The organism is Pseudomonas sp. (assembly GCF_030150285.1).
In the GTDB taxonomy this organism is placed as follows: Bacteria; Pseudomonadota; Gammaproteobacteria; order Pseudomonadales; family Pseudomonadaceae; genus Aquipseudomonas.
In genome coordinates, this window is record NZ_JASLGE010000054.1 from 96,720 (window position 1) to 118,381 (window position 21,662).

Genomic DNA, 21,662 nt, shown 5'->3' on the forward strand with positions numbered 1-21,662 from the left:
AAACCGCGCCAGGCCCTGAGCCTGGCGCGGTTGTTCAGGATTAAACGTTGTGCCGGCGCATGTCCCGCATTTGAATGTTCCGGTCGTCGTTGCTGGCCACCCATTGGCTGCGGGCGTTCATGGTGCTGGGGTCGGTATTGATGTCCGCGCTGGAATAGCCAACGGACTCATAACCGTCCAGCACATAAGAGCCAACCAGCGTGCGCGCTTCCGTATGGGTCGACAGAAGCCTCCCCGCGATGCGTCCGCCGATGGAGTCGGTATTCAGCCCGGTTTGCTCAAGCCCCAATCCCAACAATGCCACGGAGGCTGACCCGGCCACACGGGTGAGTACGCCATGCCGGGCTCCACTGCGTTGCGAGGCTGAAAAGGGGTTGGTCAGGCTGTTAGTGCCGGATTTGTAGGTTGCCTCGGCGTGTCGGCCTCGAACCACCACACCGCCCAGCGCATCCAGTACTTCGCCTGCGGTACTGGTTGCTATGCTTCTGATCGCTGGGTCTGGAATAAAGCCCTCAACGGCACCGATGGCCGCCAGTGATCCCCCGTAAGCCGCTGCCGAAAGAGCCACACCACCGAGTTGCGGCCGTGCATTCCAGGCAATGCCGGGGCCGACTTCGGCAAGGGTTCGTTGAATGACTTCACGGGTTGACGCATTAATCGTGGCACCAATCTGGCTGAGCGCCGCCTGGTTATGCGTGGGCTGGTCGGTATTCAAGCTGGCCATTGCGCTGATCCAGCCGACGATTGAGGGCGCAGCTCCCGCCATGAACCCCAGCGTGCCGCCGACGGCAAAGCCAATGTGACTGGCGATCGGGGTGTTAAAGCGCCGGGCTGCAATCTCTGCCCCTATCCCGGCCCCCACGTAGCCTCCAGCGGTCCCACCCAGTACAACACCGGCAATGGAGGTGACGGAGATGCTGGCGATGTTGACTTCCAGGTTACTGATTCCCAGCGTGGCGAAGTAACGTGCAGTGGCCGCCACCGCAGTGGCGGTGCCATCACGGGCCATACTGGCCCCGGCGGCCCGCAGAATATCGCTGGTTGAGGTGACTGCGCCCTGAATATCGACATGGGCAATGGGGTTGCCCCTCACCATTGCAAATAGATTGAGGCCGTCCACGTCGCCCATCGGGTCGGGATTGATCCAGCGTTGCAGCCAGGGTGCGTAGTACCGCAAGCCGTAATAGTACAGGCCGGTGGCATCGCGCTCTTTGCCTGAATAGCGCAGGGTTTTGTACGCGGCGTCGGTTTCATTTCGGGCTGCCCACCAAGCACTGCCGCCATACGGGTAATAGCCCTCGTGGCTGATCACGTGGGCGTCTGCGTCCAGTTCCAGGGTGATGCTGCCCAGGTGATCGTTTGCACTGTAGCGCCACTGCACCGCCGGCAGCGCCTTGCGGCGGGCTTCCCAGTGCAAACGCCTGATCCGGGACGTGCCTGTTTGCACCGTCACCACGTGCAGCACTTCACCGGTGGCGGTATCGGTGCGCAACTCCAGCCCCGGCAAATAACGCACCTCGGCCACATGAGTGACAGCCCTGGCCTGTTGAACCCTGATTTTGCGCAGACGCTCCCCGCTGGCGCTGTACACATACGTTTCGTCGTCATGGGGGCCGTGCACGCGAAGGACCTGAGTGACGCGCTGCAATTGGTTGCGGGCATCCCAGTGCATCTGTTGAGCCCCTTCCAGGTGCAGCATGTTGCCATTGGCATCAAACCCTTTGCCGATGTCCGGCGGGTTGTCGGGATCGACCACGTGCAAGCTGCGGTTGCTGTGGGCGTCGACTTTCAGGGTGCGTACCGGGTTCTGGCCATGCTTGAGGGTCAACAGATTGCCTGCGGCGTCGTAACGGTACGTCTGGGTGTAATTGCGCCGACGGCTGGCGTCACCGCCGCCGGGTAACACCAGGCCCGGCAAGTGCGGGTGTATGCCGGCGTGCAGGCTCTCGCGGCCACTGGCTTCGACCAATTGGTAAAGCGTGTCGTAGGTGTAGCGATTGACCGCCTCGACCTGCTCGCCCTTGAACCAGTCCGTGGGTTGTGCCGCATCGGTGATGCTCAGCGCATTACCCACCGGGTCATAGACGTAGTTCAGGTGTTGCAGCACGTTGCTGGCCCGCGTGCATGTCAACTGTTGCAGGCGACCATCAGTCGGGGCAAACGTAAATGTGGTGGTCACGCCATTGCCCAGTGTCTCGCTGAGCACCTGGCCGGCGGGGCCGTACACGCGCCCGTGCAGCAGTGTCACCGGGCGGGCATCATCCGCCGGCGTGAGGCGGCTCACAACCAGTTGCCCCGAGGCATCGTAGTGGTGCTGCTGGCGGTTGCCCCGTGCATCGGTCTGGCACAACACGGTGCCCAGTGCGTCGTAGTGCCAGGCTGTGGTGAAGGGCCGCAGGGCTCCACGCTCATTGTGCTCCAACAGCGCCTTACGTTGCGCTGGCAACGACGGCCAGTCAGGGGGCTGCGTGTCGGCCAGAAAGTACCGCGTGTGTGCCAGCGGTTGGCCGGTTAAACCGCAGGCCATCAGTTCAAGGCTGCCTGCCGGGTCGTCGTGACGGATCAGCCGGGCGCAGCGGTTGGTGGCGGCCTGTGTGGCATCGCCGTAGGTCAGGCGCTCGCAGACGCGTAAACCGGATGCGGGTGTGCGCTCCTCCACGATCACTGGCCGTAGTTGCTCGTCGTAATGAATGTGGCCATGGGTGTTGCGCGCATCCCAGTGCTCCAGTACCTGGCCAGCCACCCCGAGCAAGATAACGCGTGGGCCGGCGTCCACACTAAGGGTGCGTAAAGACTGACCGGCGAGGCTGTGCACGGTCGTCAGGTTGGGCGCATGAGGGGGCTCGCCCGGTGTCCACAACCGCGCGTCCCACTGCTGTATCAGATGGCCAGCGGCGCTGTACGCGTGACGCTGGACGCGGGGGCGCGCCACATCATGTGAGGCGTGTCGGAAAAAGGCTACGCGAGCGACGGCGAGACCGCGAGGGTCGACCACCTGCAGCGTGGGCGTGAAGGCATGCAGTGCTGGATTCATAAAGCTCCTGTAACCGGTGGCGGCTAATCGAGTCTTTATTAAATCTAGCCGAGTATGGCGATGCGTCATGGTGTGCCCGATTTATGGCTCACGAATGCTAGGCTGTCTGTTCCCGGCCGCGATCAGGTGCACAGCATGACCCTTGCAACCCCTCAGTTCTGGCGAGATGAGCGCTTACCGTTTATCGAAGCCCGCGCCATCGCGGATGGCCGCAAGGTCTGCTATGCCCGTCATTCCCACGCGATCTTTTCGATTGGAGCCATTACGTCCGGGCGCTGTACCTACTTGCATGAAAAGAGCTGCCAGGCCATCGCTGCCGGCACAGTGGTGGTGATGAATCCGGGGGAAGTGCATGCCTGCAATCCGCTCGATGATCAACCCTGGTCTTACGTCATGCTGTATGTCGATACGCAATGGCTGGCGCGGGTTCAGCACAGCGCCGAGCCCGACCCGGCCACGGCCTTCCAGCCGGTTGACGCGACGCATAGCCAATGCCCGGCGCTGTTCAGCGGCGTGCTGGCGTTGTATCAGCAATTGACGGATTCGAGCCTCGATGTGCTAGCCCGCCACGAAGCGGCCGTTGCCTTCTTCTCAACCCTGCAGCACACGTTGGGCGGGCCCGCCCCTGCACTCAAGCCGGCGAGCCAGAAAGTGGAACGTGCCGCCGCCTTCATTGACCAGCATTTCAAGCGCACCCTGCGCCTTGAGGACATTTGTGAAGCGGCGCATTTATCCGAAGCCTACTTGATTCGGGCATTCGAACAGCACTACCACATGACGCCCCATGCCTACCTGGTCAATCGCCGGGTCCAGCATGCCCAGGCGCAACTGCGCGACGGTGCTTCCCTTGCGAGCATTGCCCAGGACAGCGGCTTTGCCGACCAGGCGCATTTTCAGCGGGTGTTCAAAAAACACTTGTCAGCCACGCCGGGCCAGTACCGAGCCTAGACCCACAGCAGCGACACTGCGCACCCGGCCAGCATCGCCGCCATGCAGCGGTTGAACACCCGAATGCGCGGCGCGTTGTGCAGGTAGCGGTTCAAGAACGCACCGGCGTAGGCCCAGCACGCCACAGACACGTAGCACACCACGAAGTAGATCAGCGCAAACGACCAGATCAGCCAAGCCTCGCCACTGGCCACAAAAGCCCCCATCCCCGCAACCGCCGCCAGCCAGGCCTTGGGGTTGAGCCACTGTATGACGGCACCCTTGAAAAACGAGGGCCGCAGCACCGTGCCCGTCATGTTGATGTGACCATTGTCGGCCGCCAGCTTGAACGCCAGGTAGAGCAGAAAGGCCATCCCCGCCCAGCGAATCAGGTCGGTCAGCATGGGCCACTGTTTCAGCACTTCATGCAGGCCAAAGCCTGTGAACAACAGCAACACCACAAACCCCACCGTGGCTCCCAATACATGGCGCAGGCTGGCCACCAGCCCGAACTGCATTCCGCTGCTCAAGGCCACGATATTGACCGGCCCCGGAGTAATTGACGCCGCAAGAGCGAATGCAGCCATGGAAATCAACACGTTCATTGCAACAACCTTCTTTTTTTGTAAATGAAGGCCAAGGATGGAGGGCGGGGCGGCGGGCGTATTGAATAAAACTACCCTGATGCGGCGCAGGGTCTGCCGCCCATCGTCAGTGCGTGCGGCCACTGTTGTCAGGTCCACTGCTATCGTTTTTTATATTAAGTTATTGATAAATAAGTAAAAAATACATATCGCGGCCTCTGCTGAGGCACTCTTATAGAACAAATGCTAAGTCATTGATCCTGTAAATGAATTTCTTACTCATTTTTAGGTGCTTATCAATGCGGCGAGCCCCCAGTTCTTTGCGCGACAGCGCAGCGCCGAAGACGGGGCGGCACCGCTTTTAAAGATCAAAAGATCGCGAGCAATCGAGCGTCGACCGGCTGCTCCTACGGATCACGGATGGCAGCGTTTGTAGGAACGAGCTTGCTCGTGATCTTTTGATCTGGTTTTTGATCTAAAGGGCCCCCTTAAACCACGCTGGCCGAACGCGGCGGCCCACGGAGCAAAGCCTATGGTGAGGGCATGCCGAGCCACAGCGAGGCACCGAGTGGTAGGGGCATAAGCGTTTGGCCACTTTGCGCTTTTTCAAAGTGGCACGGCGTAAAGCCGGAACCTTGAGTGGCCGTGACCGCAGCAATGGATAGGATTGCTGAACGACAGCGCAGCGTCGAAGACGGGGCTGCCCCTCTTATGAAAACCCGACCCTGGCCGTCCCCTTTGCGCAGCTCACCACGGCCGCGATTGATGCCGGCATCGACACCCACCGTGCGTTGATTGTGGAGAAAGGCAAAGACCTGTATCTCGAGTGTCTGGTGGCCCGCCCGGACAATATCCAGAGCCCGGCCATTCAGAAGCTGGCCAAGGCCTTGAATTCCCCGCAAGTGCGTGAATTCATCCTGACGCGCGACAAGGGGGAGATTGTGCCGGGGTTTTAAGAGGCGAGGACAGGTGAGTGCAATCGCAGCCCTCAGGCCGCGATTGAATGTGTTAACAGCGTAAAACCTGAATCCCGCGTCCTGCGGGATTCATCCATCGTCATCACTTCGCGGTGATCACCGACAGCTTGCTGATCCCGGCTCTTTCGATCGAGGCCATGGCCCGTGCCACTTCGCCATAGTTCACGCCGTTGTCAGCCTGCAGTTGCACACGCACATCCGGGTCTTTGGCCTTGGCCGCCTGCAAGTTGAACTCCAGTAGGTCGGCCTGGATCTCGTCCTTGTTGATAAACACCTTGCCCTTTTCGTCAATGCTCACCACCAGCGGGTCTTTCTGTTCCACGGGTGCGACGGCTTCAGTCTTGGGCAGGTTGATGGGAATGGCATTGGTCAGCAGCGGTGCCGTCACGATAAACACCACCAGCAGCACCAACATCACGTCTACCAATGGGGTGACGTTGATCTCACTCAGCACTTCGTCATTGTCTTGGGTAGAAAAGGCCATATCAGGACGCCTCCTTCACTTTTTGCCCAGCGGCGGCCGGTGTGTTCAGCACCGGGTGCAGGTGCACGCGAAAGGCACTTTTTTGCGCCAGGCTGTAGAAGTCGTGGGCGAAGTCGTCGAGGTCGGCGGCGGTCAGTTTCAAGCGGCGCAGAAAGTAGTTGTAAACCAGTACGGCGGGTACGGCGACGGCAATGCCCACACCCGTAGCAACCAGTGCGGCACCGATAGGGCCTGCGACGGTTTCAAGGCTGGCGGAACCGGCGGCACTGATGCCCTTGAGGGCAGACATGATGCCCCATACGGTGCCGAACAGGCCGATAAACGGCGAGGTGCTGCCGATACTGGCGACCACGGCCAGCCCGGTTTCAAGGGAGCGGCGCTCACGCACGATCTGTTGGCGCAGGGCGCGTTCGAGGCGGTCCTGGTGGTTAATCGCCTGGCTCAGGTCGGCGGCTTGGGCACCGTCGCTGACATGAATGGCGGCATACCCGGATTGCGCGACACGGGCCGCCGCGCCGGGTGCATCGTTGGCCACTTCAGCGGCAGAGTCCAGGCTGGTGGCTGACCAGAACTGCTTGAGAAAACGACGGTCCTGGCGTTTTAGCCGGTTGAATTGCACGCCTTTGAGCAGGGCCAGGCCCCACGTGGCGACAGAGAAAACGATCAGCAGCCAGATGACAGCGTGTTCGACGGATGCGAAGGGGGACTCGATAAGGTTCATGGTGAAGGCACTCCATTAGGGCATCAAAAAAATGTTAGAGCGATGCGCCTTTTGTCAGGTGGCCCGCGAGGTCGCTAAAGGTTGAGGGTTATTTGATTTTGAAATCGATCGGAACGCTGACCCAGCCGTCAATCGGCGTATCACCTTGCTTGGCCGGAACAAAGCTCCAGCGTTTAACCGCCGACAGCGCAGCATCGTCGAGTTGAGCCCGCCCGCTGCTTTCCTGGATGTGTATGTCGCCAGGTTTGCCGCTCGCCAGTACATGAACCCGCAGCAAGACAGTGCCTTCCCAGCCGCGACGCATGGCCAGCGACGGGTATTGCGGTGCCGGGTTGCGTAAGTAGCCTGCGCTGGCCGAAGCCGGGGTCACAGGCGCTGGCGCAGGAGGTGCCGGGGGGCTTGGGGCTGACACCGGTTGCGCGGGGGCAGGGGGGGCCAGCGGCTGCTCTACAGGCTTGGCCACCGGTTTTGCCACGGGTTTGGGTTTGGGCTTGGGAACCGGCTTGGGCGGCGGTGGTTTCATCGCCAGTTCGTCTTCCACTGGCGGTGCCGGTTCGACGGCGGGCTGCACGACAGGCTCGGGCGGCGGTGGCGGGGTGTTCACCACCGGTGGCGCGGGCTGAGAAAACTCGATGGTCATGGGCGGAATTTCAGGCGGTACCACCGGCAATGCCAGAGCGGGTGCCTGATTGATCCCATAAATCACGGCCCCGTGCAGCGCCAGGGCAAACACGCCGAGCAGTAGGGCTTCACGGCGATTCAGGATACGTCCGGGTGTGCGTTGAAGACGGGCGGATGACAGGGGTTCGCGAAAGACGCGCCCCAGGTCCAGCAATTCGCCGCCGGGCGTTGGGTGCCAGCGTACATCCAGCGCACTGGCAGTTTGGACATTGGCCATTGATCACTCCTGGCATTTAGCAAACGGATGCGCAGTTGCGAGCCCTGCGCTCCACCTTGTGCAGCCATTTGCGTGTGCAAACAGTGCCACTCGAGAGCTACAGCACGAGCCATGCCAATGAGTGGATGATCAAATAAAATACATAAAAAACAATAGGTTACTGATTGTTTGGCGGCCATTTACCTGTCAGGTGTTGCTCAATCAACACCTGATAAGCACCCGCTGTTCATTCTCCACGCGGCGAAGGTGCTGCGTCACAGGGGCGAGCGGCGGTGATGGGGCGGTCAGCTTGCAGGCCGCTCAGAGAGCATCTGATCCGTCTTTTTATGCCTCACCTGCATCTGTTATGTATGCAGTTTAAGGTGCACCATTCTCTAAAATCTTTCGGCACAGACGAGAATGTGAGAGCCGCGCAGTGTCAGCGGCTGTTCTGCGCCTGTTTAATTACGATCGTTTGACGGGGAACTGTAATGGGCAAGATGGCATTGTTTTTAGGCGGCTTTTTGTTGTTAACCGTGGGTATTGGCATTTTGGCGACGATTCCGCCGGGCTGAGTCAGCACGCACACTTCACGCCCTGATTACCGGGCGGGTAACACGAGCGCGGCGCACAGCCCGCCGCCTTCGCGGTTGCTCAACCGAAGTGAGCCCGCGAGTGCAATCGCCAATTCCTGGGCAATGGCCAGCCCCAAGCCGGTGCCACCGGTCTCACGGCTGCGCGAGTTTTCGACCCGGTAAAACGGCTTCAGTACTTCGCCCAACTCTTCGTGAGGAATGCCCGGCCCTCGATCCAGCACCTTGATGCACACGCTGTCGTCGTCTTCGCCGGTAATCTCCAGCACCGCAGCACCAGAGAATTTGAGGGCATTGTCCAGTAAATTCACCAGCACGCGGCGTAGGGCATGGGGGCGTGTTTGCACCGCGCCGTGGTAATGGCCAACGCGTTCGACCGTTTTGCCCACGTCCTGGTAATCAAACACCAGGCTGTCGACAAAGGCATTGAGGTCCAGGCGGTAACTGGCTTCTGTCGCGCCATGCACGCTGCGCGCGTAGTCCACCCCTTCGCGTACCAGGTGCTCGATTTCACTCAGATCACTTTGCAGCTTGTCACGCTCGATTGAGTCTTCCATAAACTCGGCCCGCAGTTTCATGCGGGTGATGGGGGTCTGCAAATCGTGGGAAATGGCGGTGAGTATGTGCATGCGCTCTTTAAGGTAGTCCGCGATGCGTTGTTGCATGGCATTGAAGGCAGCCGCGGCATGGGCGACTTCACTGGGGCCGGTTTCGTCCAGAGGCTGGGCGCGGGCATTGGGGTCAAGCGTTTCGACGGCGCGGGCGAGCCGGGTTAACGGGCGAATCGCCAGCCTGACGGCCATCCAGGTGCAGCCCAGCAATAAGGCCAGTTGCAATACCAGCACCAGCGGCAACCATGACGCCATCGGCATGTCGGCGGGGTGAACATCAATCGTGACCGGGTTGCCGTCAGACAGCTTCAGGTGAACCTGGTAGCGGGGTATTTCGCCGGAGGGCTCGGAAAAGGTCAGTGCATAGTGTTGGCCCAGCGTGTTCTTGATGGACTCGGCTGACATGGGCGGATCAACCCGGTTCATCGGCATGCCGGTTTCGCCCTGGTTCAACAGGTAGCGATAATGTTTTCGATCAAGGCGAGCCAGCCAAGCCGGGCGCTCGACCGCAGGCAAACGATCGAAAATGGCAATGGACGTCGCAATGTCGTTTTCCATGTTGAAGAGCATGGTCGACTGGGCACTCTTGTAGCGCTCGTAAAACTGCACCCCGAAGGACAACCCGTGCGCCAACAGCAAACTCACCAGAAAAATCAGCGACAGTTGCGACGCCAGGCTTTTTGGCCAGTGCAGTAACCGTTTCACAGCGCAGCCCCGAGCACGGTGACCGGCAACGAGAACACGTAGCCTTCGCTGCGCACGGTTTTAATACAGGCCGGTTCGCGGGCATCGTCAAGTAGGCGCTGGCGCAGTCGGCTCACCAGTAAATCAATGGAGCGGTCAAACAGATCGGCATCACGACCTTGGGTCAGGTTGAGCAGTTGATCGCGGCTCAGCACGCGCTGCGGGTGGTCGAGAAAGACCCGCAGCAGGCGGTACTCTGCACCGCTAAGGGCCACCATCGTGTCATCCTGGTTCAGCAGGTGCCGTGCCGAAGTGTCCAAGCGCCAACGCCCGAAGGCGAGCAAGTGCCCGCTGTCAGTAACTTGCAGGTTAGGCGGCAACATGCGTGTGCGACGCAGCACGGCATTGATGCGCGCCAGCAATTCACGTGCGGCGAAGGGCTTGACCAAGTAATCATCAGCCCCCATTTCGAGGCCGATGATGCGGTCAGTTTCATCATTGCGTGCGGTCAACATCAGTACTGGCGTGGCCTTGTGTTTGCCCGCCCGCAGTTCGCGGCACAGCAGCAGGCCGTCGTCGCCTGGCATCATGATATCGAGCACGATCAGATCGACTGGCGTGCCTTCCAAAAAACTGCGCATTTGCCGGCCGTCCGCGACGACGGTTGTGCGCAGGCCGTTTTTTTTCAGGTAGTTGCCCACCAACTCCCGGATTTCACGGTCGTCGTCAACAATCAGAATGTGATCGACATGTTCCATGGTGTGTACTCTCTGTGCGAATGGCGCTTGCATGATAATCAGGTGCCATTTTATTGCCTGCAGGCTTTTGTATTGCAGTGTATCTGACGCTGCGCAGATACACGGTGAAGTAAAAAATGTCGTTTATCCGCACGGGTTGTCCCCGCGGTCTCAGGCCAGACAGCGTTGCGTGGCCGTGAAGGTCGCTTAAATCGGGCGTTGCTTCATAATGCCCGGCCATCATCCCGCAGGAGCCCTGAAACCGTGATGTTTGAAATCAAACCGATAAGCCCCGAAGCCTACCGTCAGCAAACCCGGCGCAGCACGTTGTACATCGCCCTGACCTTTGCGGCCCTGGCGTTGCTGATCTCCGGTCTGGCAGTGATGGCGTGGGGTGAACCTGGGGGTGACAACTTTCGCTTGAACTTGGCGGGTGTACTGGTGGCCTTGCTGGTGACCGTTGGCCTGGCGCGTTACCTCTTTTGGTCGCAGCCCTGGATGGCCGCGGCGGTGTATGGCTGGCAGCTAAAGCGCAGCCTGATGCGGGTGACCAATGTCATGCATCACGTCACGGCAGGGGTGATGGCGGGGAATGTCGATGCGATGAAGTTGCTGCGTTTTTACCATATGGGCATTACCCAGATGTATCAATTGGATGCCAACTCCAGCGCGTTAAGCCAGATGGTGCACGAAATCGACCTGCACAAGGCGCGCCTGGAAGCGCTGGGCATCGACACCGAACAAACCCGGCTGGATAACGCCTGGCTTGAATCGGTCAAACGCTTTGCGCCTCTCAAGTAACGGGTAGGTGGGCTTGCCGGGTCAGCGGCAAGCCCTGAGGGTTAACTGACGACGCGGTAGCACGGCACATAGGCCGCGCCACCCGGCAGTTTCATGCGGTGCTGTTTAACGAATGCGTGCAGCAGTTTGTCCAGCGGCTGCATGATGGCCGCGTCGCCGTGGATCTCATACGGCCCGTGCTCTTCGATCAGGTGGATGCCTTTTTCTTTGACGTTGCCGGACACAATCCCGGAAAACGCCTGACGCAAATTGATCGCCAATTCGTGCGGCGGCAAGTCACTGCGCAATTGCAGGTTGGCCATATTGGCGTGGGTTGGGTCAAACGGGCGCTGGAAGCCCTCATCGATTTTCAATAGCCAGTTGAAGTGGAAGGCGTCATTGCGTTCACGGCGGAACTGTTTGACTTCCTTGAGCCCGGCGGTCATCTGGCGGGCCACTTCAGCCGGGTGGTCGATGATGATCTGATAGTGGCGCTGTGCGGCTTCACCCAGGGTGGCACCGACAAACTCGTGCAGTTGTTGCAGGTACGGCTCGGCTTCACGGGGGCCCGTCAAAATGACCGGGAAGGGCACGTCGCGGTTGTCAGGGTGCATCAGGATGCCCAGCAGGTACAGGAACTCTTCGGCCGTGCCGGCCCCGCCCGGGAAAATAATGATGCCGTGACCGATACGGACAAAGGCTTCGAGGCGTTTCTCGATATCTGGCAGGATCACCAATTCGTTAACGATGGGGTTCGGCGCTTCGGCCGCAATGATGCCCGGCTCGGTCAAACCGAGGTAACGTCCGCCCGTGAGTCGCTGTTTGGCGTGGGAAATGGTGGCACCCTTCATCGGTCCTTTCATCACACCCGGGCCGCAACCGGTGCAAATATCGAGGCTGCGCAGGCCCAGTTCATGGCCCACTTTTTTGGTGTACTTGTACTCTTCGGTGTTGATCGAGTGACCGCCCCAGCACACGACAATTTTGGGTTCTGCGCCGGGCCGCAACGTGCGGGCATTTCGCAGAAAGTGAAAGACATAATCGGTGATACCGGCTGAGCTGCTCAGGTCAACGCGCGGGCTTTCGAAGCCGTTTTGCGTATAGACAATATCGCGCAGGGCGCTGAACAGCATTTCACGGGTACTGGCGATCATTTCGCCGTCGACAAACGCGTCTGCCGGTGCATTAAGCAGCTCCAGACGCACGCCGCGGTCTTGCTGGTGAATACGGACTTCAAAATCCTTGTAGGCTTCAAGAATGGTTTTGGCGTTGTCGACGTGGGCACCGGTATTCAGAATGGCCAGCACGCATTGACGGAACAGGGTGTAGCTACTGCCTGAGCCAACTTCGCTCAGTTGCTGGACTTCACGTTGTGAGAGGGTCTCCAGGCTGCCTTTTGGGCTGACCGAAGCATTGATGACTTGTCGTTGGACCATTGTGGGCTTCCTGTGAGCGGGATCAAAAAATGTCTTGGCGCAGCTATAGCGTGTGTCTCTGTCATCCGCGTCTGCCGAGCGAGAGGTCCCAACTCTTACGTCTTTAGATTCATTCGCTGTAAGCATAGTCGCCCTGAGTCCTTCAGCGCGATAGCTCCAGTTACATTAACACCGGGTACGCAGAAGGCTAGCGCCGTGCTGTTCAAGCGGCGCGTGAGGTAATCTCTTGCCCCTATTGAGGTGGGCAGTTGGCCTGCCGGAAAACGTGGAGCTGAGAATGATTGTGACCACAACCCACCACATTGAAGGCCGCCAGATCACCGAATATTTAGGGATAGTCAGTGCCGAATCGGTGCATGGCATCAACGTTGTGCGCGACATTTTTACCGGTATGCGGGACTTTTTTGGCGGGCGCTCCCAGACCCTGGAGCGGGCGTTGAAACAAGCACGGGCCGAAGTGACGGATGAAATCCGTGAACGGGCGGGCAGTGTGCGGGCGGATGCGATTGTGGGCCTGAACTTCGAGATCAGCATGCCATCCGGCCGGGGCGGCATGCTGGTGGTCTTTGTGACGGGAACCGCAGTGCGGCTCAACCCAGTGAGTGCTGGATGAGTGCGGCTTGATGATCCCGGGGGGAGGCTCACGGTCGGTGCCAGTTCTGGGCCTTGGCTGCGTGCAAAGCCAGAATAATTAACCGAACAACTATATACAGCAGGCTTATTTTAAAAAGCCTGAAGACTCGGTGAGGGAGTTGGGTGCAATAACCCAATGCATCTCTGACAGAGGGTAAATAGTGATGGTTGATACTCAAGAAACGATACTTGCCAGCGTGTCCATATCCGATCGACAGGACTCGCTCCAGCAAACTGAATGGTGCCAACGCCTGATACAAACGGCCACTACCGCCCTGCATATGCTTGGCCGACAACCGCCATTGGCAATACCGACACTGGCTGCCTACGAGCAGGTCATGAGTTACCTGGATGTGACGCCCAAGGATGCATTGAAGCAAGCGTTCAATGCGATGCTCAATGAGACACCGGGGGCACGGATCTTTGACCCGGATGAAGTCTATATCAGCCGGTATTTCCCCCCTGATGGCAAGGCCGGGCGCCAAATGTTGACTCAGGTTTTCGAGGAGTACCGAACCGCTCAGTCCATACAGGGCTTGAGTGCCATTGATGACATAGACGTCACGTTTACGCTGTATGGCTATGAGCACCCTGAGCGTTCCGCAGGCCGTTTCAATGTTGCTGAAATACGTTTTTCTCGGCTGCGTGATATTTTTGCGCAAGCCAATAAAGCACATATTACAGATATCAATATCAGGCAAACCCCTAAAGGGTGGCTGTGCACGGTGCTCGCGGAACACCTAAAAACGGAGGCTGATTTACGTTTCAGTGACGGTACGCTGTCAAAGAGCGGGCATCGTCTGATCGAGGGTTTGCTAGATAAGGGGGCAGAAAAACCGGGGGTCTTTGCACTGCAAGTCAATACCCGAGAGGGCGCTGCTATCGATCTGAACGGCGCAGTCGTTGTGACTCAAAGCCCTGAGCAGTTGCCGGAGCGCACAGCGTTGCCCTTGTTGTTGTTAATACCGGGTCAAGGCATCGAAGAGTTTGCCGATGCGTTTGAATACAGGCAGGCCCTGCGTGACGTATGGCTGAGAAGCTCGGAGCATGCCTCGATCTTGCAGCGGCAGATGGCTTATGAAACGGCGGGGGCTACGGGGTATGTCGACTGGGTAAATGTATCGTCCCGCCCTGTATCAATGACAGATTTTATAGCGACGCGTTTTAACGCCTTTCTTCAAAAGCAAAAGCAAGACATTGAGTATTTGGCGACGCGCGCTTCGGCGTTAACGGTAGCGTTTCTGAACGGTATTATTGATATCAAGCCTCTGTTTGATATCACGGATGTTTTGCACAGCCGGGAGGAGAAACTTAACGACAAAAACCCGGAATATGAACGCTGGAATATGACTTCGGCGTTGATAGCCGCGCTGGCTAGACAATTTCCTCGGTTAAAGGCATTGCAACGACAACTGCCCATAGAAAAACGCTACAACCCCCGCGAATTGCATCTCAACAGTTACAGCAAAGAGGCTGAGGGTGCTGCGCCACTGGAAGGTCGTTTGCCTGTGTTGTCCAATTCGCTGGAAACCTTATGGCGAGCCAGGCTGCACGCCTCGCCCGTGAGTGACTACGCTAGCAGTGACGACCGTTTATGTCTTGCGCTAAGTCCCACAGCGGCCTATGGCGCGCCCGATACGGTAGTGGTTGAGCTTGAGACGATTAAACTGTTATTTGACAAGTTCGCTGATCAGTACCACGCGACACAAACCGAGGCGGCCAAAGCGCGGGCCGAAGAAGTGGCGGATATCGACCTGGTATTATTCGCCATGGGTCATGAACCCAGCCCCTGGAAACGCTCTGCGATTGTGCCCAACCTGGCCATTAATACGGTGGTTGATTACTCTGCCAGAACCTATGCGCCAATCAATACTGAAGATTTGACGGTTTCAATTGATGCACCCCTTTTTCAAAATAACAGGTTGTACCGCGAACTCTATATCAGGAAGGTGCTGAGCCCCTTTAAGCTGGAACGCCCCGAGACCCCGGAGCAAACAAGCCATGTGATTAATAGGCTGCTGGAGATCCGAGCGTCGCTGTCCTTGTGTGTGCAGGCCGGTAGTTCATTGATTGCGGGGGTTATCGATAAAACAAATGAAGACGATATAAGGTCAGTCACAGAGCAATTTATCTTTAGACAACAAGTGGGGGCTGGCGATAAAACCATCGTGACACACTTGCTGGATACCTTGTTGTATGCCTTGGCACCGGCCGAACAAGCCTCCATTCAAGCACTGGCCAGCCATTCACCCACCGCCGGCCTGGAGAAGCTGTTGTATTCCGATGCGGCTCAGCAGTTAGGTCGACAGTTGCTTGAAAAACTTGACTGGTATGGCTGCCGCCCCAGCGAAACCGTCACGGGCGAGCTGCTTGCGCAGTTGGTCTGGAAAGCAGTTGCCATCGTCGATGGAGGCCATTCGGCGTTTGCCGATGCCCTGACAGTCGACCCTGCCAACAGCCAGTCCCTGTGGGGTAAAAATTATGCAACGTTAAGGCTTGAACGGCTGCAAGACCTGCAAGACACGACGAAGGCCACCTCGGCGGCCACCGCTTTGTTATTGGCTCGGGTGCTGGATTTTACGCTGCCTGCTGAATATTTCATCCGCGATATACCCGATGACGTGTTCTATGGTTCCGTCAGATGGCTGAATTTTAAACATGCCGTTAACCTGGCTGAAGCCATTAAAAATGGCAGTTCGCGCGATATGAGTTTTCCAGAAGTCATGGCATTCCTTGTGCGCATGGCCGACGAAGCGAATAAACAGGCAGTGGTCACCGGCGAACAGCCGTTGGCCGCCAGTCAAATGGGTTTTGCTTTAGCTGGCACTCGCCTGGAACCGACACTCATGTGGGCCGCTGCCCATGGGGTCATCCCTTGCAAGGGGTTTGTTGACTACAGCCTTGAAGAAATCAACGAGGCGGCGGCGAAACTGGATCTGCATGAGCAGGCACTGCGTGAAGGTGCCTTGGCACTGGGGGCTCAGATGCCTGATCGTATAGCTCAAGCGAAAGCTGAGCTTGAGCGCCTGAACCTGCCCGTCGATACCCTGTTAGTTGGGCCTAAAGGTGATTTGGCGACGCTGTTGGATGTCTATGCTTCTGAAGCCGATTTATACAAGTGGCGCCCTCATAACCCGGAACTCATTAAGTCGAGCGAATACTTCATCGTCCAGGCAAAAGATTTAGCGTTTGTGAATGCCTATCGGGCCATACCCACTCGATCATTCCAACGTGATTTTGATGCTTACTTGTCGAGGGCAAAGGCTGGCTATGAAATGCTCATCAATACTTTATTGGCCAATCTGCCTTTGGTTGAGCGGGTTGCGCTTGAATATGGCCGTGTTGATCTGTATGGCTTACGACAGCTTTTGAACTATGAAGAAATTGCCAAAGCGGACCCGACCAAACATAAAAGCCAGGGTCGATACGGTTTTATATTAAAAACAACGTATCAGGCGGTTCAGCGAGTGTATGAGGTTTTCCCGCGTAAAATGATGATTCGGCTATTGCCTGCTGACTTTAAGCTCGTTGTTGGTGGTGTAACGGGTGATAAACAAATCAGCAGCACAAGCGGTCTCTCATCGTACGTCTATGATGCCCGTAAAGGCACAGACATGCCTTTTGACTGGGCTGCCTATAGCGAAGGTGATAGCCCCAGAGAGGGCTCAAGTTCGATATTTATTGCAGATCCCATTGGTGCACAGTTTGTGAGCGCGCCACAGCTGTCATCCTCTCAACGCATACCTCAAACCTTGTCCTCCACACGCACTAAAGAGATTACCCAGCGCATAGCAACGGATTTTTACTATGTTCGTGAAAAGGATTTGCAGGCTCATTGCAAGGGCGTTACTTCTTTAGAGAAAGAAGATTTCGGACTCACTCTGATAAAAATAGTTGTTCCATTTTGGGGAACTGTTGAGGATTTGTTATCGGGGGATCCAGACAGAATTGAATTGGCCAAGCTAAGTGCTTTGGGTGATTTGATGTTTTTTCTACCTGTCGGCAAATACCTGGGAGGGGTCACCCGCATAGTCAGGCAAGTGGGTGGGGTCGGGTTTCGCGCCGTGGTTCCACGGTTGGCACCTCTGACTGGCAGGTTGATGGTTAACCTGGTTAAAGAGGTTATACCCGATCCTGTGAGTTTGCTGAAAGGGCTGCGCGACCTGATACAGTTTGGCGCACGATACGTTGTATACCGGGTCCAAAAAGCGCTGCAGTGGATACATGAAGGTTTGCAGCAGTGTCGTACTGTGGCTCTAACACTCTTGGCGCGTACACCCATCTATAATGTTGCCAGCCATTTGGGCGTTATCGAACCCCGGCACTGGAGGCCCGTACTGGTCAAGGATGAGTTGCTGGCGGTCAATGATATTGAACATGTGGCTGTTCGTAATTTGGGAACGTATCTGGATCCGAAATTCGCACTGCTTGATTCCTTTTTCGGTCTGCCCTATGGGCCTGGATTGAAGGTGAATGAAAAGCAGGTTGATTGGAGCAAGCTGGCTGTCAGTATTGATAGAACCAAAGCCACGAAAGTTGAAGAGTCTGGACAGTTTACAGGCCTCTATGCCTATGAAAATAAGCATTACGCTGAGTATGAAACGTACATGCTTGAGGTGGAAGTTGCGGGGCCGAGCAATAGGCTGCGAGTTGCCGACCCTGCACAAGACGTTCCAGAGTACTTGATCAATGCCGACGGGGTACTTTCGAAACGTCCTCGTCTGGTGTTGAACCCACCCCCGCTGGATCTAACCTGGGCTCATCAGCAAAATATATCGACGGATGAAGCGAGTTTTCTGGTGAACTGGTTTAAACATCTTGCGACAGGTTCTTCAGATGAGCGGGCGGTCGCTTTTTTGCGCAGTTTTGAATTTCCGGCAGACTCCAGGCTGGGTAAATATCATTTGCTTCTGGCCGCGATGGAAGAGTCAAACACGGTTCCTGAGTGGGCAAACAGGTACAGGTTTAGCCCGTACTGGGATCGGGCAGCCTCTGGCAATCTTGAGACCGTTGAAGTGCTGAACGCATTGTGGAGGCTCGATCAGCGCGACAGCAGTAAAGAAGCAATCGAAGCCCTATGGAAGAGTTTCAATATGACGGGTGCCAATCGTCTTCGATTAAAAAATGAACTGCGCACAACAGGCAAGGTTTCGGCATGGGCTCAGCAACACAGGGTTGGATCAATGAATATTAGTAATCCACAACGTTTCGATGAGATTCACTCTGTGGTGCGTTCGAGAATTGATGAGTTACAAAATACATCGCAAGGTTTCATTGATAATTTAAACAGAGTGTTGGTCAATGACTTTTCGGATGACTTTCTACAGGCCTACGCACTCAGTCGCGGTTATAAGATAAATGTGCGGGATGCTTTATTTCGTGAAGACATAGGTGCTGTGTACCGTGCGGACTTTCGCACGCCTTCAGACATTTGCAGAGAAAATGCAATTCAAGTGACAAGCACGGAGCTTCCTGATCAATGCACCACTGGCAGAGCGATGCTGGGTAGTTTTAATTTTATGGATGCGACACGATTTTCCAAGAATGAACAGCTGGAAATGTTGATACAGGATTCCTTGAGTCCGCCATCATCACCGGGTTCGCAAGCGTCGTCATTGTCGGAGGAGAGATACAATCCGGCTCTTGAACAAAAACAAGGCTTTGTTTATTTGATCAATACCCGGGGTAAGGAGGTGGTTCCATTGCTTGATAATAACTTGATAAATTCGAAAGTGTTTTTTATATCCTATCCAAGGTATTATTCGCATGTGCATGTTTCTGTGGGGCGCGGTCAGCAAAAGATCGCATCCAATCATGTCTGGTTAGTGAAATATGATGGTACCGAGGCGGCCCCTATAAATAGTCTGTTTGAGCATCTTCGGGAACCACTAAGCTTCTATGAGTCCAGTATCGAGAGCGGCGCGCGGGGCGCGCGGGCAGATACACTTTCTCATAATTTATTTGTCGCTGCGAACAATCATCCGTCTATTCAGGTTCGGGATCTAACCAATATAGGCCCTTTACGCGACGAAGTGTTACCGCCGATTGCAGTCCCCAGGGAGCTATCGGGAGCTAGTTGAACGTTGGGTTTAACTTTTAAAGTTGTTTAACCCAATCGACCGCCGATAAACGGCGGTCGTTCAGGCTATTGAGCTGCCAAGCCGATCAAGCCTGTACCTGTGAAGTGGTTTCGGACAGCGCTTCCTGCAATTTTTGCTCTTGCTCGGGTGACAGGGAAGTGCGCAGCAACTTGCCCTGGAAGTCAGACGCTTTCAGTTCTTCCATGACCTTTTCCGGTTGGAATTTGCGCAGCAGCACAAACAGGGCGGACGAGTCATTCGGGATGGTTTCACTTAACTTCTTGATGAAATCATCATCAATGCCGAAGTCGCTCATTGAACCCGACAACGCGCCTGTGCCCGCGCCCAATGCGCCGCCGATGGCAAAACCGGCCAGAGGGTTGAGGAATAAAAGCCCCACCAGGGCACCCCACAAGCCGCCTGTTACCAGGCCTGACGTTGCACCCAGTGCGGTCAGGTTGACGCTTTGCTTGATGTGAACCTTGCCTTCGGCATTGCGTACCACAATGACCGCGTCTTCCAACTCGACCAAGTGTTCCTTGCCGAGCGAGACCATTTTGGTCAGTGCGCGGTCTGCTTCATCGATCTTGGAAAACCCCACTACTATTAAATCGGACATGCCTTTCATTCCTTTGCTGTACAGGTCTCGCCCTTGGCCGGGCGGCCATGAGGTGCGTCTTTCAAGTCGTCGTAATACCAAACAGCTTTGTGCAGCGGTTCGGGTGATCAGAACCTTCTGTGAGAAATGAGCGTGGTCGCTAACAGGCGAACGGTCAAGTCAGGGTAGGAATAATTGCAGGGATGAAGGGGTTTTTTAGGTGCGGAAGAGGGGGAGCGGGCAGGAAATGAGTCGAGGAGGGCTGGTAAGGCAGCCCTCACACTCAGTCCAGAGGCTGGTACTCTGGAAGCTTAGGGCTGATTGCCCTTGTCCGCAGCCGTCAGGCCAGCCTGGATGCGCTGGTAGATTTCTTCACGGTGTACCGCGACGTCTTTGGGCGCATTGATACCGATTCGGACCTGTTGGCCGCTGACCCCTAAAATAGTGATCGTAATATCGTCGCCGATGTTTATGCTTTCACCGACTTTGCGGGTGAGTATCAGCATTTTTTACTCCTTGATGGCTTTGTAAGGCACGTCTCTGAGACGGTGCGGCTTCGGTCAGGACTACAGAATACTGCTAAGTGCATATAAATGCGCCGCTCATTACAGACGTCATAAGCAGAGATTTAATTCCCGGAAAGGGGAAAACTCATGCCGACATACCCTAAATAAGGGCGGATAAGATTTGTTCAAGGAGAGCAAAGGCCGCTGCCCCAGTGATAAAATCGACCCACTCAAACAGACAGGGGAAACGCAGTGCGTAAAGTCATCGTGATGACAGCAATATTGGCCTTGACGGCTTGCGGTCAGGAGTCTAACGATAAAACCCAGCCGGCTAAAGTGGCTTCTGAATCAACGGTCGTCCAAACGCCGGTGGCGCAATGGGCGCTGGAGCTTACCGAGGGTCAGCGCGCAACCATTACGGACACCACGGGCAGGCTGCTCGACAATGGTTTCACAACGTATATTTCCGAGCATGAGGGTGTTCAGCATTTCCTGATCGGGCCCTTCGAAACCGAAGCCCAGGCGCTGGATGCGCAGGCCCGGATGAAGCTCAAGCCCAAACTCGATGGTATCGAAACCAACGTGATTAAGTTACCTGCCGCGAAATAACCTGCCGCAGCGTCGTGTAACAGCCAAGCGTAGTCGCAACTGGCGCTATACGGCGCCCTTGGCAAGATTTTTTTGTTGATGCGCAACGGGCGCATTGATGTTACCCAGGTGCTCATCGACGAAGCACGACGACAAGGGCACTAAAGGATGGGCAATCACAAGATTGAAATTCGTCGAAGCAATGTCGAAAAAATCCTTTTGGGTGCAGAGAAGGTGTTTGCCGAAAAGGGGTTTGCCGGTGCAGCGATGGCTGATATTGCGGCCGAGGTGCAACTGCCGCGTTCCAACCTGCATTACTATTTCAGCACCAAGACCGAGCTGTACAGCGCGGTGTTACTGGGTTTGCTGGAGGTCTGGAAGCAGGACGCGCTGTGCTTTGAGACCTACGACGATCCCGGGCTGGTGCTCAGTACTTACATACGGGCCAAGATGAACCATTCGCGTTCGCGGCCTCATGGCTCCAAGGTCTGGGCCGATGAGATCATCCACGGTGCACCGGTGTTGGGGGCGATGCTGGAAGCCAGCCTGTATGAATGGGCGAAGATGAAAGAAGCGAAAATTCGCCAATGGGTGGCGGACAAACGCATCCTGGCGGTGGAGCCGTCCAGCCTGTTGTACATGATTTGGGCGTCCACTCAGCATTACGCCGACTTCGACCATCAAGTGAATATCCTCAACGATCATCAACCCTTGTCTGATATTCAGTTCGAACGCGCGGTGCAAACCGTGACGCGGGTCATACTGCGGGGCATCGGCCTGGAGCCTTGACCCCCTCTTTCAATCCCCTCTGT

Annotated in this window: 16 protein-coding genes and 1 pseudogene; 7 read left to right on the forward strand and 10 right to left on the reverse strand. The window is 56.4% G+C overall.

Features of this window, described 5'->3' with window-relative positions:
• Positions 1 to 40: 40 nt before the first annotated feature.
• Positions 41 to 3,034, reverse strand: coding sequence for an RHS repeat domain-containing protein (locus Q1W15_RS12590; protein WP_300728737.1), 2,994 nt, complete (start codon positions 3,032 to 3,034; stop codon positions 41 to 43).
• A 135-nt stretch (positions 3,035 to 3,169) separates the two neighbouring features.
• Between Q1W15_RS12590 and Q1W15_RS12595 the strand changes: the two genes are divergently transcribed.
• Positions 3,170 to 3,982, forward strand: coding sequence for an AraC family transcriptional regulator (locus Q1W15_RS12595; protein ID WP_300728739.1), 813 nt, complete (start codon positions 3,170 to 3,172; stop codon positions 3,980 to 3,982).
• On the opposite strand, the gene Q1W15_RS12600 is transcribed toward Q1W15_RS12595, so the two are convergent.
• Complete coding sequence (locus tag Q1W15_RS12600; protein WP_300728743.1) at positions 3,979 to 4,566, reverse strand: LysE family translocator; 588 nt, start codon at positions 4,564 to 4,566, stop codon at positions 3,979 to 3,981. The genes Q1W15_RS12595 and Q1W15_RS12600 overlap by 4 nt on opposite strands.
• A gap of 737 nt (positions 4,567 to 5,303) precedes the next feature.
• Here Q1W15_RS12600 and Q1W15_RS12605 point away from each other — a divergent pair.
• Positions 5,304 to 5,501 (forward strand): annotated as a pseudogene (locus tag Q1W15_RS12605) (MetQ/NlpA family ABC transporter substrate-binding protein); the annotation flags it as partial.
• A 103-nt stretch (positions 5,502 to 5,604) separates the two neighbouring features.
• On the opposite strand, the gene Q1W15_RS12610 reads toward Q1W15_RS12605, so the two are convergent.
• From Q1W15_RS12610 to Q1W15_RS12630, 5 genes are all read right to left on the reverse strand, one after another.
• Positions 5,605 to 6,006 carry a biopolymer transporter ExbD gene (locus Q1W15_RS12610; protein WP_300728746.1) on the reverse strand — a complete coding sequence of 134 codons (402 nt, stop codon included), beginning with the start codon at positions 6,004 to 6,006 and terminating at the stop codon, positions 5,605 to 5,607.
• A 1-nt stretch (position 6,007) separates the two neighbouring features.
• Entirely contained in the window at positions 6,008 to 6,727 is a 720-nt protein-coding gene (locus Q1W15_RS12615; RefSeq protein WP_300728749.1) for a MotA/TolQ/ExbB proton channel family protein, read from the reverse strand.
• An 88-nt stretch (positions 6,728 to 6,815) separates the two neighbouring features.
• Positions 6,816 to 7,625, reverse strand: a complete 810-nt coding sequence (locus Q1W15_RS12620; protein WP_300728752.1) for an energy transducer TonB — start codon at positions 7,623 to 7,625, stop codon at positions 6,816 to 6,818.
• Between the two features lie 580 nt (positions 7,626 to 8,205).
• Positions 8,206 to 9,513 carry a HAMP domain-containing sensor histidine kinase gene (locus Q1W15_RS12625; protein WP_300728754.1) on the reverse strand — a complete coding sequence of 436 codons (1,308 nt, stop codon included), beginning with the start codon at positions 9,511 to 9,513 and terminating at the stop codon, positions 8,206 to 8,208.
• Positions 9,510 to 10,250, reverse strand: coding sequence for a response regulator (locus Q1W15_RS12630; protein ID WP_300728757.1), 741 nt, complete (start codon positions 10,248 to 10,250; stop codon positions 9,510 to 9,512). The genes Q1W15_RS12625 and Q1W15_RS12630 overlap by 4 nt, the downstream gene beginning before the upstream one ends.
• A 246-nt stretch (positions 10,251 to 10,496) precedes the next feature.
• Between Q1W15_RS12630 and Q1W15_RS12635 the strand changes: the two genes are divergently transcribed.
• Positions 10,497 to 11,030 (forward strand): DUF3087 family protein, encoded by a 534-nt coding sequence (locus Q1W15_RS12635; RefSeq protein ID WP_300728818.1) that lies wholly within the window; start codon positions 10,497 to 10,499, stop codon positions 11,028 to 11,030.
• A 41-nt stretch (positions 11,031 to 11,071) separates the two neighbouring features.
• Here the strand turns inward: Q1W15_RS12635 and ppnN are convergent, their stop codons facing one another.
• Positions 11,072 to 12,445: a nucleotide 5'-monophosphate nucleosidase PpnN gene (gene ppnN, locus Q1W15_RS12640; protein WP_300728760.1), complete on the reverse strand. Its 1,374-nt coding sequence runs from the start codon at positions 12,443 to 12,445 to the stop codon at positions 11,072 to 11,074.
• A 277-nt stretch (positions 12,446 to 12,722) separates the two neighbouring features.
• Between ppnN and Q1W15_RS12645 the strand changes: the two genes are divergently transcribed.
• The gene (locus tag Q1W15_RS12645; protein ID WP_300728762.1) at positions 12,723 to 13,058 is read left to right on the forward strand and encodes a YbjQ family protein; all 336 of its coding nucleotides are present in this window, start codon (positions 12,723 to 12,725) and stop codon (positions 13,056 to 13,058) included.
• Between the two features lie 184 nt (positions 13,059 to 13,242).
• Positions 13,243 to 19,158 (forward strand): hypothetical protein, encoded by a 5,916-nt coding sequence (locus tag Q1W15_RS12650; protein WP_300728765.1) that lies wholly within the window; start codon positions 13,243 to 13,245, stop codon positions 19,156 to 19,158.
• Between the two features lie 85 nt (positions 19,159 to 19,243).
• On the opposite strand, the gene Q1W15_RS12655 is transcribed toward Q1W15_RS12650, so the two are convergent.
• Together Q1W15_RS12655 and csrA are read right to left on the reverse strand one after the other, a co-directional pair.
• Positions 19,244 to 19,777 carry a DUF1269 domain-containing protein gene (locus Q1W15_RS12655; RefSeq protein WP_300728768.1) on the reverse strand — a complete coding sequence of 178 codons (534 nt, stop codon included), beginning with the start codon at positions 19,775 to 19,777 and terminating at the stop codon, positions 19,244 to 19,246.
• A gap of 290 nt (positions 19,778 to 20,067) precedes the next feature.
• On the reverse strand, positions 20,068 to 20,262 hold the full coding sequence (csrA, locus tag Q1W15_RS12660; RefSeq protein WP_300728771.1) for a carbon storage regulator CsrA: 195 nt from the start codon (positions 20,260 to 20,262) through the stop codon (positions 20,068 to 20,070).
• A gap of 252 nt (positions 20,263 to 20,514) precedes the next feature.
• Here csrA and Q1W15_RS12665 point away from each other — a divergent pair, with 252 nt between their 5' ends.
• Together Q1W15_RS12665 and Q1W15_RS12670 are read left to right on the forward strand one after the other, a co-directional pair.
• Positions 20,515 to 20,871, forward strand: coding sequence for a hypothetical protein (locus tag Q1W15_RS12665; RefSeq protein ID WP_300728773.1), 357 nt, complete (start codon positions 20,515 to 20,517; stop codon positions 20,869 to 20,871).
• Between the two features lie 147 nt (positions 20,872 to 21,018).
• On the forward strand, positions 21,019 to 21,639 hold the full coding sequence (locus Q1W15_RS12670; protein WP_300728775.1) for a TetR family transcriptional regulator C-terminal domain-containing protein: 621 nt from the start codon (positions 21,019 to 21,021) through the stop codon (positions 21,637 to 21,639).
• The last annotated feature ends 23 nt before the right edge of the window (positions 21,640 to 21,662 follow it).

Coding starts and splice junctions, on each gene's coding strand:
- Q1W15_RS12645 (WP_300728762.1), top strand. CDS start 12,723: ATGATTGTGACCACAACCCACCACATTGAAGGCCGCCAGATCACCGAA.
- csrA (WP_300728771.1), bottom strand. CDS start 20,262: ATGCTGATACTCACCCGCAAAGTCGGTGAAAGCATAAACATCGGCGAC.
- Q1W15_RS12610 (WP_300728746.1), bottom strand. CDS start 6,006: ATGGCCTTTTCTACCCAAGACAATGACGAAGTGCTGAGTGAGATCAAC.
- Q1W15_RS12650 (WP_300728765.1), top strand. CDS start 13,243: ATGGTTGATACTCAAGAAACGATACTTGCCAGCGTGTCCATATCCGAT.
- Q1W15_RS12670 (WP_300728775.1), top strand. CDS start 21,019: ATGGGCAATCACAAGATTGAAATTCGTCGAAGCAATGTCGAAAAAATC.
- Q1W15_RS12590 (WP_300728737.1), bottom strand. CDS start 3,034: ATGAATCCAGCACTGCATGCCTTCACGCCCACGCTGCAGGTGGTCGAC.
- Q1W15_RS12615 (WP_300728749.1), bottom strand. CDS start 6,727: ATGAACCTTATCGAGTCCCCCTTCGCATCCGTCGAACACGCTGTCATC.
- Q1W15_RS12630 (WP_300728757.1), bottom strand. CDS start 10,250: ATGGAACATGTCGATCACATTCTGATTGTTGACGACGACCGTGAAATC.
- Q1W15_RS12635 (WP_300728818.1), top strand. CDS start 10,497: ATGTTTGAAATCAAACCGATAAGCCCCGAAGCCTACCGTCAGCAAACC.
- Q1W15_RS12600 (WP_300728743.1), bottom strand. CDS start 4,566: ATGAACGTGTTGATTTCCATGGCTGCATTCGCTCTTGCGGCGTCAATT.
- Q1W15_RS12655 (WP_300728768.1), bottom strand. CDS start 19,777: ATGTCCGATTTAATAGTAGTGGGGTTTTCCAAGATCGATGAAGCAGAC.
- Q1W15_RS12595 (WP_300728739.1), top strand. CDS start 3,170: ATGACCCTTGCAACCCCTCAGTTCTGGCGAGATGAGCGCTTACCGTTT.
- ppnN (WP_300728760.1), bottom strand. CDS start 12,445: ATGGTCCAACGACAAGTCATCAATGCTTCGGTCAGCCCAAAAGGCAGC.
- Q1W15_RS12620 (WP_300728752.1), bottom strand. CDS start 7,625: ATGGCCAATGTCCAAACTGCCAGTGCGCTGGATGTACGCTGGCACCCA.